The organism is Methylosinus sp. R-45379, from assembly GCF_001644125.1.
Classification (GTDB): Bacteria; Pseudomonadota; Alphaproteobacteria; order Rhizobiales; family Beijerinckiaceae; genus Methylosinus.
The window spans coordinates 15,189-30,543 of the sequence record NZ_LUUM01000269.1 but is presented as its reverse complement, the minus strand read 5'-3'; the positions used below and the strand labels follow the sequence as shown (position 1 = coordinate 30,543).

The window sequence follows — 15,355 nt, the reverse complement described above, 5'->3', positions numbered from 1 at the left end:
GGCTAGCACGGATGAAAATACATGCGTGCATGATCATCGGCCTGACGGCGGTCGGCGCGATACTCGCGCCCGCCCGCGCCGAGACTTTGCCATCGGCTCTGGCGAGCGCCTATGCCTATAATCCCGATCTCAACCAGCAACGCGCCGGCGTGCGCGTGCATGACGAGAGCGTCGCCAAAGCCTGGAGCGGCCTGCGGCCCAACGCCTCGGTGATCGCCGGCCTCGGCGCCATGCGGACCGAATTGCTGGTGCCGACGATTCGGCTGCCCTTCATGCATGAGCGCATCTATCTGCATAATGACCATGACGGCAATCCGCAGGCGGTGACCGTCAATGTCTCGCAGACGCTTTTCGACGGCGGCCGCACGCTCAACAATGTGAAGAAAGCCGAATCCACCGTTCTCTCGGCGCGCGCCAATCTGCGGCTGATCGAGCAGGCGGTCCTTCAGAACGCCGCGACCGCTTATATGGATGTGCTGCGCGACACGGCGATCTTGTCGCTGCGTCAGAACAATATTCGCGTGCTGGAGCTGCAGCTCGCCAACACGCGGGAGAGCGCGGCCGCCGGCTATCTGACCGAGACCGACGTCGCCCAGGCGGAAGCGGCTTTGTCGCAGGCGCGCTCCGATCTCTATGGCGCGCAAGCGCGGCTGAAGAGGAGCGCGGCCAGCTATCATCGCATCGTCGGCGAGGAGCCCAAGCGGCTTCAGCCCGCGGGCTCGGTGGAAAAGCTGCTGCCGCGCAGCGTCGAGGACGCCGTCGTCATCGCCACGGGCGGTCACCCCGGCGTGGAGGCGGCGCATCATCAGGTCGATGCGGCGCAATTCGCCGTCCATGCCGCGGAAGCGGATCTTCTTCCATCCGCCTCGGTGAGCGGCCAGCTCTCGCAGCAGAACGACTTCTTCCTGGGCCTGCCCGGATGGCGGCAATTCAGCTACGGCGTCAATGTGAACTTCCGCGTTCCGCTCTATCAGGGCGGCGCCGATTTCGCCTCGGTGCGCCAGGCGAAGGAGCAGGTGGGCCAGGCCCGCTTCGGCGTGGATATGCAGATGGGCGACGCGCGCGCCAATGTCGTCGGCAGCTACGCCTCGCTGGAGGCCGCCAAGCTGCAGATGAAGTCAGACCACGCCACGGTGAAAGCGGCGGAACTGGCGCTCAACGGCGTGCGCGAGGAGGCGAAGGTCGGCCTGCGCACGACGCTCGACGTTCTCAACGCGCAGCAGAGCCTGCTCCATGCGCGGGTGAATGTCGTCGTCTCACAGCATGACGTCGTCGTCGCCTCCTATGCGGCGCTGGCCTCGATCGGCAGGCTGAACCGGGCGGCGTTGAATCTGGACGTCGAGCATTACGACGCCGAGCAGCACTTCGAGAAAGTGCGTGGCAAATTCTTCGGCGTGGATACGCCCTAAAGAGCCATCGCGAAGAACGTCCCGATTAGGGACGGCTCCCTCAACGAGACGGCTTGGCGGCGACGAGCTCGCCGAAGAGATAGGCGTCCACTCTGAGCCCGACGGGCAGCTTGGCCTCGTCGTCGAGATCGACGAGCACCTGCAGGACCTTTGTATCGATGCGGTCGCCGGGACGTCCGGTCTGCACGATCTTCGAGCCCATTCGGGACGACACCCAGCTCACGCGGCCCTGGAACTTGCGACCAGGATAGGCGTCGCTGACCACTTCGACGCGCTGATCCGGCGTCACCTTGCCGATGTCGGTCTCGTCCACCTCGGCGCGAACCTTGAGGCCGCGCAGATCGCCGACAATGGCGACCGTCGTCGGCGGCACATTGGTGACGGTCTCGCCCACCTCATGGGTGCGGCGCAAGACGGTTCCCGCCACCGGCGATCGAATGAAAGTCTTGTCGAAGATCGCCTTCGCCGAGGCCAGCTCCGCATCGGCGAGCCGCAGCCGCGCGCGCGCGGCGTCGACGTCCTCGGAGCGGGCGCCCGTCTGCAATTGCGCGAGTCGCTGGGCGGCGACGGTGCGGCGCGCCTCGCTGGCGTCGAGATTGGCCTTCGCCTGATCGAGCATCGCCTGCGGCGAGACGCCCCGCTTGGCCAGCGGCTGCCGACGCTCATAGTCGCGACGCGCATATTTGAGCCCGGCGTCGGCTTCCGAGAGAGCGGCCTCGGCCTCGCGCAGCTCCTCGGCGCGCGCGCCATGCAGAATGCGGTCGAGCTCGGCCTGACGGAGCGCGAGCTGCGCCTGAGCGGAGGCGACGCGCGCGCTCTGCTCGGCGTTGTCGATGACGGCGATGACTTGCCCCGCCGTCACCTCGTCATTCTCGTCGACCTTGAATTCCTTGATCACGCCGACGATCTGCGCGGAGATCTCGCGCTCCTTGCTGTTGGGCTCGACGACGCCGGGCGCGGCGGCGACCCGATGTTGCGAGACGAGCTTGGTGCTCGAGGAAAGCGCCTGCTCCGCGCGGCCGCTCATCGTGGACGATACGGCGGCGAGGCCGACGAGAAGAAGAATGGCCGGCGACGGCCGATCGAGTTTCATGACGCGCTCCCTGCGCCGAAGGAATGGGACGACTCTGGAGGCTTATCGACGATGCGGCCGTCCTCCAGATGCAAGACGCGATTCGCGAACTGAAAAATACGAAAGTCATGCGTGACGATGACGACCGCGCGGCGGCTGTTGCGCGCGAGCGCCTGCAGAAGCTCCATCGCCTTCAGACCATTCTCGGAATCGAGCGCCGCCGTCGGCTCGTCGGCGATGAGTATCTCCGGATCGGCGGCGAGCGCGCGCGCGATCGCCACGCGCTGCTTCTGTCCGATGCTGAGCTCCGACGGAAAGGCGTCGATGCGATGACCGAGGCCGACGCTGCCGAGCAGCTCATGCGCCCGGACGCGCGCGACATCCTTCTCGACGCCCATGAGATCGAGCGCGACCATCACATTCTCCGTCGCCGTCAGCATCGGGAACAGATTATGCGCCTGAAAGATGAAGCCGAAATGTTGAAGGCGCAGCTCCGCCAGCCGATCTTCGTCGAGGGTCTCGGTCGACTTGCCGCATATGGTGATCTTGCCGGTGGTCGGGCGCAGCAGATGGCCGAGTATATGGACGAGCGTCGTCTTGCCGCTGCCGGAGGGACCCACGAGAAGCAGGACCTCGCCCGGAAGAATATCGATGTCGATATTCTTCAGAACCTGGACGGCGCTCGGCCCTTCGCCGAAATTGTGAACGAGGCCGCGCGCGCTCAAAATGGGCTGCATCATCGGAACACCTTCACCGGATCGACCGTCATCACCTTGCCGATCGAGCCGATCGAGGCGGCGACGCACATCAGCATCGTCGCCACGACGATTCCGAAGGCGAGCCAGAGCGGAACCTCCGGCGCGGAGCTGAGATGGCGGGTGAAGACGACGACGACCGCAATGACAGCGAGTCCGATCGCCGCGCCGAACACGCCGCCGAGCACGGCCTGCTGCACGATGATGCGATAGAGATAGGAGCGCGGGCCGCCCATGGCGCGAATGACGGCGTATTCCGGCAGGCGATCCATCGTGCTGGCGTAGAGCGTCTGCGCGACGATGACGACGCCGACGAGCAGCGCCAGCAGAGTCGAGCTGACCAGCGTGATGCCAGCGCCCGTGGTCACGAGCCAATAATATTGGCTGCGCCAGGCGAGCTGTCCCGCCGTCAGCACCTCGACCTCCGACATGCGCGCGGCGAGCGCCTCGGCCACGGCCTCGGGCTTATGGCCCTCGGCGACGCGCACCAGCACATAGGCGATGTCATTGTCCGGCGCATAGAAGAAGGATCGCGCCTTGGCCAGCGACATGAAGACATAAGGCGCCTGGGTGAAGGTCCTTATGCCGTCCGTGAAGCCGACCACGCGAATTCTGTGGCTGTTGATCTCGACCGTCTCGCCGAGCGTGCGAATGCCGAGCTTATCGGCGTAGAGGCGATCGATCACCGCGCCGTCCGGCTCCGCCAGCGCCTCTTTCGCGCTCGGCCCCTCGACCATGGCGAAGGGCAGGCCCATCGTCGCGTCAGGATCGATGCCGATGACGATGACAATCTGCCGAACGCCGTCCGGGCGCTTCAAAAAGCCGAAGTGGAGCATATAGGGCTCGGCCGCCGCGACCCCCTCCACCGACATCGCCTGAAAGCGCCGCCGCTCCTGCAGAGGCGTCGCGAGATCGACGCTGGGCACGCCTTCCGCCGTGATCCAGAGATCGGCGCCCGCGTGATCGACGACGGTCGAGATCGTATGGACGAAATTCAGCAGCATGCCGAGCTGAATGCCCATCAATATCGTCGAGAATGCGATGCCGGTGAGGGTGATCGCGAAGCGGATGCGGTCGTGGACGAGATTTCGCCATGCGATGAGCAAAGTCATGCGCGCGCCTTTCGACGCGGCGGCCGAGACGCTCTCAGCCCGACTTTTCAACGCAAATAGGGTATCGCCGGACACATCGACCCTTTCCACCTCGCCGCCAGCCGCCCCTAGGGGACATTGCGGCGCCCTCGGAAAATACTCAAGCCGAGGCGCATTCCTCGCCTCGGGGCGGAAGAGGGGCGTCCTCCGTCGCACAAGCTATTATAAAGCCATCGCTTTCTATAGTCTCGACAGCATAGGCGAACATGGTTTCCCGATCCTGGATTCGAACGCTCCCGTCTGGCGAAAAATCGACCGCTTCGAGCGATTTCAGCCTTCCGTCGACGCCGGAGCCGAGCAGCTTTCCCACCGCCTCCTTCGCTCCCCAGAGCCGGGTGATCCATTCGGCGCGGCGGGCCGCTCCGAGCGCCTTCACCTTCTCGCGCTCGTCAGGGCCGGCGACGGCGGCGAGAAATCCGTCGTCCCGATCGGCGATCCGCTCTATGTCGACGCCGACGCGCCCGCTATGGGCGGCGGCGATCGCCCGATCTTCGCAATGGGCGATGCTGACATGGGGCAGGGCCTCGCGCCCGTCCGCGCCGGCGACATAGGGGCGGCTGGCCGGATCGGATCGGACGAGGATCGCGGCCGGATGCGCCATTTCGGCCCCCGTACGGTTGCTGATCCAGCGCCGGGCGCAATCCTTGGCGACCGCGCGGCCGAGCAGCCATTGGCGCTGGCGCGCCGGAAAACGGGCGTGACTCTCATAGACGGCGGCCTCCTCGAGGCCGAGGCAATCGCGCGCGAGCATTCGCGGATCGAATTTGCCGAGATCGGGCTCGGCGAGGTGGAGGACCAGCGGGCCGTCGGCCGTGTCGCCGACCGGCGCGGGGCGGCCGAGCAGAAATTGTCCGGGCGCGCGGCGGTAATCGACGAGACGCCGCTCCCATTGGAATTTCCAGCAGCGCAGATCCGCGATGCGCATCCAGACGCCGCCTTCGCCATCCTCCGCCTCGACATCGGCGTGAATGGTCTTGCCGTCCGTTTTCCGAAGCTCGATGCGCACGGGGACGAGCGTTCCCGCGGGCGGCGTCGGCCGGTAGAGCTCGAGCTTGCCGAGCCCCACGGGAAAAGCATAGCGATCGCGCTGCATCGCATAGACGCCGACCATTTGGCAGATGGCGTCCAGCACGCAGGGCTGCAGCAGCAGCTGAAGCTCCGCTGTGGAGCGAAACAGGCCGGCTGGCGAGGGGATGCGCAAATGGCCGGCGATGCGCCGATCCTCGACGAAAACCTCGCCGAAGAGGCAGCGGAAGGCCGGGCCATGGAACAAATGCCGCTCGGCGTAGAGGCTCGCGGCGTCGACCCTGAGCGCCGTTCCCGCGTCGAGCGCGCCGAAATCCGGGAACAGCTCCAGCAGATAATGGCGGCCGAACAGCAGAGTCGCCTCGACCGACGGCCCGCTCTGACCTTCCGCGCGAATGGCCGCGCGCACGAAAGTGGCCTCGCGCTGCGGGTCGTAGCGGTCGAGACGGGCTTCGATCGTCAGAATCGTGGCCTCGACATCGACGAGATCGATCCATCTCGTCGCCTTGATCTCCTCGACGCCGATGAGCCCCTGTCCCGGAACGACACAGGCGGCGACCTCCGCCATTACCTCTATGCTCATCATCATCGGCAGCACGGGCAGGCAGGCCGAGAGCGGCTTGACGCCGGGCGCGTGAACAAAGGCGTGGTCGGCGAGATAGAGGTCCTCGTCGAGATGCAGGATGCGCTCGACGAGGACGCTCTCGCCGGGCGTCGCGGCGATGACGCGTCCGACGAAAGGCAGCGCGCCGCGGCGCCTCGACACTGTCCGATCCTGCGCTTCGAGCACGGCGTCCATGCGATCCGCGCTCAGATCTTCTCGAGCACGAGGCCGGTCGCGGTGAGACCGGGGCCGAAGCCCAGCGCCACGACATGCGCGCCGGTGGGAATGGAGCGCTCCTCGACGATCGCCTTCAGAATATGCGGCACGGTGGCCGAGGACATATTGCCATTCTCGAAGAACACATTCTTGCTCATCGCCACCTGATCGTCGTCGAGCTTCAGCTCCGACTGGATATGCTCGACGATCTTGGGTCCGCCCGGATGAATGGCGAAATAGAGCCGGCTGCGCTCGCGCTCGAAATCGAGCCCGGCGCGATGCAGAAGATCCTCGACAAAGCCTTTGACCGCGGCCTTGATGACCACCGGCACCATGATCGACAGGCTCATATGGAAGCGCGTCGGACCCGGCACCCAGGTCATGTCGTCGGCGGAGTCGGGAAGGAGATGCTCGTTATAAGCGAGCACTTTGAGGCCGGAGAGACCTTGGTTCCTCAGATAATCCTCGGTGACGGCGGAGTATTTGATGAAGCCGTCCGCGAACAGCGTCATGGTGATGATGTTCTGCGCGGTGAGCTCCTCGGCGTCGCGATGCGCGGAGAGAATCTCCGTATGCACGATATCGACGCGCTCCTTGGGCGGCGTGACGCCCATATGGGAGGAGGCGAGAAAGCCATGCGCCATGCGTATGGCCGGAAAGGCGCCGTAGCAGCCCATATGATAGCTGTGCGTGACCGTCGTGCGCAGCCAGCCCTTTTTCGCGGTCATGCGCTCGACCGGGCTCGGCGCGAGATAGCCCGAGCAGGTGACATGGATGAGATCGTCCGGCGCCTCGAAAGCGTCGGCGTACATTTTCTCGAGGCAATCATCCGCGACGTGGGCGTAGCTCTCGTGCCGCGCCTTCAAATCCTTCGGATTGAGATCGCGGTAATTGTCGAAGAGCCGCATATATTCTTCTTCCGGCTCGTTGACGGAGAATTCCCCGTCGGCGAAGACGATGTCCTTGAGGCGCGGAAAAAAGACGAGCTGTCGCGCTTTCACGACAGCGGGAGACAGGCCGTAGTTCGAGAATTTCTGCCTGATCTCCTGATGCTTGGCGAAAAACGCCTCTTTGTCGGTAAGGCCGTTGCGCGAGCAGAAGGCGCGCGCGAATCCATAGGCGCTGAGCTCCAGCGTCAGCCCCTGCGGCGTCGGATCGGCCATGCGCACCGGAACGAAATCGGTGAGACAACAAGCATTTTTAACGCTGGCGCGCGTCAAGCGCTCGGTAAGTGCAAAAGACATTTCTCAACCCCCTCTTCGACCCGCCCGCTTCGACGCCTTACTGGCGCAGCGCCAATTGCGCTATTTTCTGCATGCTCGCCGCGACGACGATCTCCGGATTTCCGGTTGCGCCGCGCGCCAGCTCGTCCAGGCATTCCTGCCGCCCCTGCTCGATCTCGAGCGTGCGAATGTCCTTGGACTCGTAGAGCCGGCGCAATTCGTCAGTGACCATGCCGCCGTTCCACGGCCCCCAATTGATCGCGACGACATGCGTTTTCGGCCATTCGAGGCTCAGCCGCGAGGCGAGCTTGTTCAGCACCTCATTGGCCGCGCTATAGTCGCTCTGGCCGGCGTTGCCGAAACGCCCCGCGATCGACGAGAAAAACAGCAGGAAGCGCAGCCCTTCGGGACGCAGCTTCTCGATCAGCGTGAAGGCCGGCGTCGCCTTGGTCGTGAAGACGCGATCGAAGGAGTCGAGCGTCTTGTCGCGAATGAGGCGATCGTCGAGCACGCCGGCGCCATGCAGCACGCCGTCTATGCGGCCGAAGCGCGCATAGACATCGTCGATGAGCCGGCCGAAAGCGTCGGCGTCGGTGATGTCGAGCGAATGATATTCGACGCGCGCGCCGGCAGAAATCATCGCCTCGAGATTGGCGAGGATCTGGCGATCCTTCAGCATGCGCTTCCAGACGCGCTCGATCTCGACGGGTTTGACCTTCGGATTTTCGGCGCGCAGCCTGCCGATCAGAAACTCTTTCAGCTCGCTCGCGGAAAGTCGCCGCGTCTCCTCGGGCTCCGCCGCCGGCGCCGGGCTGCGTCCGACGAGGACGAGTCGCGGACGATAGGCGGAGGCGACCGCTCTCGCTATATCGGCGGTGATGCCATAGGCGCCGCCGGTCGCGAGAACGACGGCCTCGGGATCGAGGCGCAGGCTCTCGATCTCGGCCGCCGCGGCGCTCGCCTGGGCGAGATCGAGCGTCCAGCGCCCGTCCTCGGTGAGACCGATCTCGAGTGGCGAGGCGCGCAGGCCGGCCTCGATCATCAGCTCTCGCGCGATCTTGTCCGCCGCGAGATGCGGATCGACATCGATGCAGCGCACGCGCAAATCCCGCCATTCCTGCGCGGCGGATTTGGCGACGCCGAGCGAGCCCGCCGCCGCGGCGGAAAACCTTTGCTGTCGCCGCAGGCCGAATTGACCGTCGAGCGCCGTCACATTGACGAGCCAGCCGCCGCCGCGGCCCGCGCTGTCCTTCAAATCCCCTTCGAAAGTCTTGAGCAGCTGAAACAGATTGCGCGCGCAGTCGAGCCGGCGCCGATCGTCCACGCCCTCGGCGTCGAGCCCGGCGAGGTTGAACAGCGCGCCGACGCGATGGCGGCCCTCGGCGAGACGCGTCGCCAGCGCCTTCACCCCTTCGGGATCGGCGAAGTCGATCGTCATCGCATCCGTCGCGAGCTGGGCGGTCTCGTCGCCGGGCAGCGCCCGCCAGACCTGATAGCCGCGCGCCTTCAGCGCTGCGTCGAGCGCCTCGGCGACCGGCGTCGCCTCGCCGACGACGAGGATCACGCGCTCGTAAGGATAGCCGTCCATCTCCGACGCCCGCGCGGCGCGCGGCGCGGCGAGGGGGCCGAGCACATAGCGAAGCGTTTCTTCGGAACCCACTGTCTCATTATTGGACTCCACCGTCCCCAGCGGGGACAGAGACGACGGAGCCGGAGATTTTTTTGCCGAGTCGGACCCTTCCGTTTCCGCGCGGCGCGCCTGCAGGCCGTCGTACCATTCGACGACGGCGTTCAATGTCTTGAGGCCGGCGAGCTCGTCGAAGATCGTCTCTTCGTCCTGCCCCTCCATGAAGGGGAAGCGATCCTTGAGCTGATTGAAAATCTCGATCCGCTTGATGGAGTCGACGCCGAGATCGGCCTCCATATGCGCGTCGAAATCCAGCATTTCCGCCGAATAGCCGGTGCGCTCGATCATCGTCGCGAGAAGCTCGGCTCTGAATTGCGCGGTCGGCGGCATTTCGATCGACGCGCCCTCGGCTTTCGGGGCCGCGGCTCCATTGATGCGTGGCGGCGCCTCGGCGATGGGCGCAGCAGAGACGATGGCGGCTCCATTGGCGGCCGCTCCATTGACCGCAGCGAGAACCGCCTCGGGCAGCACGGGCACCGGCACGCTCGGCGTCAGCAGCCGATGCGGCGCGGACGGCGCCGGTTCGGCGTGCTGCGGCGCTTCGAACCGGGCGGGCTCCGGCGCCTGCTCCAACGCCTGCTCGAAGTAAGCGTCGGAGCCGGCGTCGGCGGATAGGAGCCGTTCCTGCAAGGCGATGAAGCGCTGCAGCGTCACTTGCTGCTCGCGCTGCAATTCGATGAGTTGCGTCAACTCGCTGCGCATCCGCGCCATCGTCGGCGGCGAGCCTCGTGGACTCGCCGCGACGGGCGCGGGATCGCCGGATTTCGGCTCGCGGTCGTTCACGGACTCTCTCCTTCGATGCAGGATCGGCGTCGCTGCGACGCCATTCGATTCGATGGGCTTTCGGGGTCCGCTCGCGCCATTGACGGCGACGGGCGCGGGCGGCTTCTCGCTCGGAATGCGGATCGGCTCGGGCGCCGAGTTTTTCTCGGCCGTTGGGGCCGGAGCGCGCCAAGGGACCGCCTTTCCGCCGCTGACGCGCCAGACGGAGGCCGGCGGATCGGCCGCCGCCTCGGCCTTTTCGAACAGCGCTGGTAGACCGATCTCCGCAAAGCCCCGATGACGGAACCATTGCGCCAAATCCACCGGCAGGCCGAGCGTGATCGCCTGGGCGAGCAAATGGCCGAATTGCAGCCATACCGGGCGCTCCGGCGCGTCGACGGCGAGCGTCACATGCTCTCGCTTGCCGAGAATGCGATCGACGAGGCCGCTCAGAACCATTCCCGGCCCCGCCTCGATGAAGACGCGCGCGCCGGCCTCGTAGAGGCGCTCGATCTCCTCGACGAAACGCAACGGCTCGGCGATATGGCGCGCCAGCAGCGCCTCTATCTCCCGCGCCTCGCTCGGATAGGGAGCGGCGGTCGTATTGCTGTAGACGGGCAGCTTCGGCGCCGTGAAGGCGGTTTTCGACAATTGCGCGGCGAGGCGCGCCTGCGCCGGGGCCATGGCGGCGCAATGAAAGGCCGCCGTCACCGGCAGGCGCTTGGCGCGCAGACCCTGCTCGCGGAAAGCTTCGACCGCTCTGTCGATCGCCGCGCCGCCGCCGGCGACGATCGTCTGGTCGGGCGCGTTGAGATTGGCGATCGCGACCTCGAGGCCGAGCGAATGGATCACTTGCGCGACGCGCGCCTCATCGGCGGCGACGGCGGCCATCGTCCCGCCATCCGCCGCGGCGGCCTCGGCCGAAATCAGGCCGCGGATCTGCGACAGACGCAGCAGATCGTCGCGCGAGATCGCGCCGGCGACGCAGAGCGCGACATATTCGCCATAGGAATGGCCGGCGACGAAATCGGGCGCGAGGCCGAATTCGGCGAGAAGATCATAGGCGGTGAGATCGGCGAGTCCGAGCGCCGGCTGCGCGACGCGCGTATCGTCGAGTTCCGCTTTGCGACGCTCGCGCTCCTCCTCGGAAAAGCTCGGGAGCGGGTAGATATATTGCGAGAGCCGCTGCGGCAGCGCGCCCGCGAGAGCCTGATCCGCGTGCTCGAAGACGCCGTAGCTCGACGGGCGCGACATGACGAGATCGCTCAGCATGTCCAGCTTCTGCGAACCCTGTCCGGGAAACAGCATGCAGACGCCGCCGGCCGGCGCCTGCGCGCCGCGATCGTGGAAATAGATCCCTTGCGGCGCTTTGATCGTGCGCTTGCCCTTGCCTTGGCGCAGGAAGAATTCGAGCTTCGATTTCAGATCCTCGACCGAGGTCGCGACGATCGCCAGCCGGCTCACCGGCTCGCCGGCGGGCAGGCGGATCGCCTGCTCGTCGAGATGCAGCGAATAGGCGAGCTGCCCGAGCGCGAGAAGGTCTGGATGGACGAGCCGCTCGAGAAGGCTCTGCGCCGCGCGCTCGACCTCGGCGCCGTCGGCGCGCGTCACCAGGATGATCTCGGCGGCGCGCGGCGTGAAATTCTCGACGTCGCTTTCGCGATAGCCGCCGTCATATTCCTCGAGGATGGCGTGGAAATTGGTGCCGCCGAAACCAAAGGCGCTAACGCCGCAGCGCCGCGGCTCATCGGGCGAGCGCGCGAGCCATGGCCGCGCGCTTGTGTTCACATAGAAGGGCGTCTGCGCGAAATCGACGCGCGAGCTGGGCTTGTCGACGCCGAGCGTCGGCGGCAGCACGCGATGTTTCAACGCCAAGGACGCTTTGATGATCGCCGCGAGGCCGGCCGTCACCTTGGTATGGCCGATCATCGATTTGACCGAGCCGACCGCGCAGGACTGACGCGCCGCGCCATCCTCGCCGAAGACCTGGGTCATCGACTTGATCTCGCATTTGTCGCCGACGGCCGTGCCGGTGCCATGCGCCTCGATGAGCGCGACGCTCGCCGGACTGACGCCGGCTTTCTCATAGGCGCGCTGCAGCGCCAGGGCCTGGCCTCTATTGTCCGGCGCGGTCAGGCTGCGATTGCGGCCGTCGCTCGAGCTGCCTACGCCCTTGACCACCGCATAGATGTGATCGCCGTCCCGCTCCGCGTCGGAGAGGCGTTTCAGCACGATCGCCGCGACGCCTTCGCCGAGCACAATGCCGTCCGCCGCATCCGAGAAGGGGCGGCAGACGCCGGTCGGCGACAGCGCATGGGTCTGGGCGAAGGACATGAAGGCCATGCAGCCATTGGCGCCGTCTATGCCGCCGACCAGGGCCACGTCGGCGTCATGCGACTGCAGCTCGCGAATGCCGGCGTCGAGCGCGGCGAGCGAGGAGGAGCAGGCCGCATCGACGGTGAAATTGGCGCCGCGCAGATCGAGGCGATTGGAGACGCGGCCCGCGGCCACATTGGCCAGAAAGCCGGGGAAGGAGTCCGGCGTCCATTGCGGCAGCTCCTTTCCATGGAGAGAGGAGACGATATGCGCGCGCGTCTCCTCCGAGAGGCCGGCGACCTTCGGCAGATAATGCGAGAGCAGCGTGCGGAAGACGTAGAGCGTTCCGAGCTCGTTCATCGCGCCGCTGGCGAAGATCGTCGCGGTGCGGTCCTTGGGGAAAGGCCGGCGATCGAAGCCGGCGTCCGCCAGCGCTTGCGTCGCGACATGCAGCGCCAGCAGCTGCACCGGCTCTATCGAGGGCAGGCTCGCCGGCGGAATGCCATAGGCGGTCGGATCGAAGGCGATCTCGTCGAGGAAGGCGCCCCATTTCGAATAGACGCGATCCGGCGCGCGGGCCGTGTCGAAGAAATCGCTCGGACGCCAGCGATCCTCGGAGACCTCGCGGAACATGCAGACCGATTGGACGATATTGCGCCAGAAGGCGCGCGCATCCTTCGCGCCGGGCATGACGCAGGCCATGCCGACGATGGCGATGTCCTCGCCCTTTTCTCTCGTGGCGCGCGCGCTCGCCGCCTCGGCCATGGCGCGCCGCTTCGCGAGCAGCTCGGCGGAGCCTTGCGAAACCTCTTCGTGCAACTCGGCGATCGAGAGCGTGTCGCGACGCAGGCGCGCGACCTCGCCCATCATATAGAGGCCTTCGCGCCGCTGCGCCTCGACATCCAGCTCGACATAGCGGCCGGTTTCGTCGAGGCCCTTCTGCTCGCCCTTATGCGCGAGGCCCTTGGATGCGATGCGCAGACGGCCGACATTGAGCAGCTCCAGCGCCACCAATATCTCCTCGTCCGACTTCCCCTCGCGAATGAGCCGCCGGCGCGTCGCGTCGAACTCGTCGCAGAAGGGCGTCGCGGCGCAGCGCGTGTAGAGGCCGACGCCCGATTGCAGAAGCGCCGTCTCCTCGCAGCGCAGCGCGCGATTCTGGAACTCCTCGAGGATCGCGCCGGCGCTCACCGCCTCGCGGGTGAAGAGATAGGCCGTGCCCATCAGCACGCCGATCTTCATGCCGCGCGCCGCGAGCGGCGCAGCGAGGCAGGAGACCATCGCCGCCGATAGGGCGTCATGCACGCCGCCGGCGAAGAGAATCTGCACCGAGCGCGGATCGTCGATCTTGGCGTCGGCAAGAATCTCGATCACGGATTCCCATAGGACGAAGCTCGTGCGCGGGCCGGTATGGCCGCCGCATTCGCCGCCCTCGAAGATGAATTTTCTCGCGCCCTCCTTCAAGAAACCCTGCAGCAGGCCAGGCGAGGGAACATGCAGAAAGGTCGAGACGCCGAGCGCCTCGAGCTCGCGCGCCTGGCTCGGACGTCCGCCGGCGATGATCGCGAAAGGCGGCTTGGTTTCGGAAATGGCTTCGATCTGCTCCTGGCGCAGCTCCAGCGGCGTGAAGCCTAGCATGCCGACGCCCCAGGGCGTCTCGCCCATGAGCGCCTTCGTCTGCGTGAGCAGCGCGCGCGCCTGCGGCCCACGCAGCACCGACAGAGCGAGAAAGGGCAGGCCGCCGCCATCCGCCACGGCGCGCGCGAAAGGCGCGACATCGCTCACCCGCGTCATCGGCCCCTGGGCGATGGGATAGCGCACGCCGAGAAGGGTCGCGAGATCGGAGCCTTCTGCGAAAAGCCCGTCGACGCCCGGCGCGGCTGTCTCCAGCGTCTCGGCGATGGCGGCGACGGCGCGCCCGGTCGAGCCATAGCGGCGCGCGAATCCGCCCGCGAAGGCGATGTCCTGACCCAATGGCAGAACAGGGTCTTCGCCCTGCGACGCCCGGCGCAGCAGCGCCCGCCAATCCTCGCCCTCCGCGACAGCGCGCTCCAGCGCGCGCAGCTTCTCCCTTCCGTGCCGGCTCGAAAGCCGCACCATTGAGGAGCCGTCGCCGATGACGACCGTCTCACCGCCGTCCAGCCGGCTCCATGAAGCGGCGAGAGCCGGCGCCCCATAAGGCCCTTCCTCGGTGAGCCAGAGCTGCTCGGAGAGCACGACGCCCGCCGCGCCGGCGAGCGCCGCCGCCGCGGCGCTGCGCGGCCCTATGCCGCCCTCGACCCAGAAGGGGATGCGAAGCGCGCCGGAAAATTCCTGCAACAGTATGAAAGACGAGGATTTGCCGATCCGGCCGCCGGCCTCCGCGCCCTTGACGACGACGCCGTCATAGCCCGCATCCTGCGCCGCCAGCGCGCTTTCGAGATCATAGGCCTCGAGAGCGACGAAGCGGGCGAATCGCGTCGCGCTCGCACGGATCGCCGCGGCCTCGTCACGCGAGACCCCGGCGACGACGAGAACATCGACGCTTCCGTCCACCAGTCGCTCGAGCTCCGCGACGCTCGCCACGCTCGAGAACTGTGCGTCCCAACGCAGCCCCCATCGTCCGGCAGCCGCCTTGTCGTGAAGGCGCGTGAGCGTCGCGCGGAGCTCGTCGTGATCGGCGTCCGCTCCAATGTCGAGAAGCCCGGAGCCGCCGGCCCTGCTGACCGCGACGATAATTTCGGCGTTTCTGCATCGACTGGGAGAAACAGCCGCTACTCGCTCCATGTCTCAGCCCCACCCATTCGCGCCCGCGGACGCAACAAGCACCATTGCAAAGGCGTTATTTCTTCAAACATCGAAGCTGATAGTTGCGCTTTCCTGGAAAGCAACACCAAATTTGTGCGCCGCACCCAGAAACAGGGCAGTATGCTTAAATATACGGCTTCGAAAAGCCGGAGAGCAAAACTCCCTCCGACCTCATGATCTGCGATCCAATTCGATCTGCGTCGCCCTGATGCAGATCGCGCCGGCTCGTTTCTCGTCGCCGGCACAGTCGCTCATCGATGTCTCCCCAAAAGCAAGCTCTACGCCATCCCTTTACGGCACAGGGCAAAAACGCTCGCCGAAGCCGATCCGAAGATCGATATTCCTTC

Annotated in this window: 7 protein-coding genes; 1 reads left to right on the top strand and 6 read right to left on the bottom strand. The window is 66.2% G+C overall.

Going from position 1 to position 15,355, the window contains the following annotated elements; genetic code table 11:
- The first annotated feature begins 11 nt into the window (after window positions 1–11).
- A complete protein-coding gene (locus A1351_RS16440; RefSeq protein WP_064033504.1) occupies window positions 12–1,409 on the top strand; it encodes a TolC family outer membrane protein in 1,398 nt (465 codons plus the stop codon).
- 40 nt (window positions 1,410–1,449) lie between these two features.
- Here A1351_RS16440 and A1351_RS16435 read toward each other — a convergent pair whose 3' ends face one another.
- The 6 genes from A1351_RS16435 to A1351_RS16410 form a co-directional block, all read right to left on the bottom strand.
- Window positions 1,450–2,502, bottom strand: coding sequence for an HlyD family secretion protein (locus A1351_RS16435; RefSeq protein ID WP_024882193.1), 1,053 nt, complete (start codon window positions 2,500–2,502; stop codon window positions 1,450–1,452).
- Window positions 2,499–3,221, bottom strand: a complete 723-nt coding sequence (locus A1351_RS16430) for an ABC transporter ATP-binding protein (RefSeq protein WP_064033503.1) — start codon at window positions 3,219–3,221, stop codon at window positions 2,499–2,501. Before A1351_RS16430 ends, A1351_RS16435 begins: the two co-directional genes overlap by 4 nt.
- On the bottom strand, window positions 3,218–4,348 hold the full coding sequence (locus A1351_RS16425) for an ABC transporter permease (protein WP_024882195.1): 1,131 nt from the start codon (window positions 4,346–4,348) through the stop codon (window positions 3,218–3,220). The genes A1351_RS16430 and A1351_RS16425 overlap by 4 nt, the downstream gene beginning before the upstream one ends.
- A 139-nt stretch (window positions 4,349–4,487) precedes the next feature.
- Window positions 4,488–6,212, bottom strand: a complete 1,725-nt coding sequence (locus tag A1351_RS16420) for a 4'-phosphopantetheinyl transferase superfamily protein (protein ID WP_064033502.1) — start codon at window positions 6,210–6,212, stop codon at window positions 4,488–4,490.
- Window positions 6,213–6,223: 11 nt separating this feature from the next.
- Window positions 6,224–7,477, bottom strand: a complete 1,254-nt coding sequence (locus A1351_RS16415; protein ID WP_051592327.1) for a 3-oxoacyl-[acyl-carrier-protein] synthase III C-terminal domain-containing protein — start codon at window positions 7,475–7,477, stop codon at window positions 6,224–6,226.
- Window positions 7,478–7,514: 37 nt separating this feature from the next.
- On the bottom strand, window positions 7,515–14,987 hold the full coding sequence (locus tag A1351_RS16410) for a type I polyketide synthase (protein ID WP_064033501.1): 7,473 nt from the start codon (window positions 14,985–14,987) through the stop codon (window positions 7,515–7,517).
- Window positions 14,988–15,355: the final 368 nt, after the last annotated feature.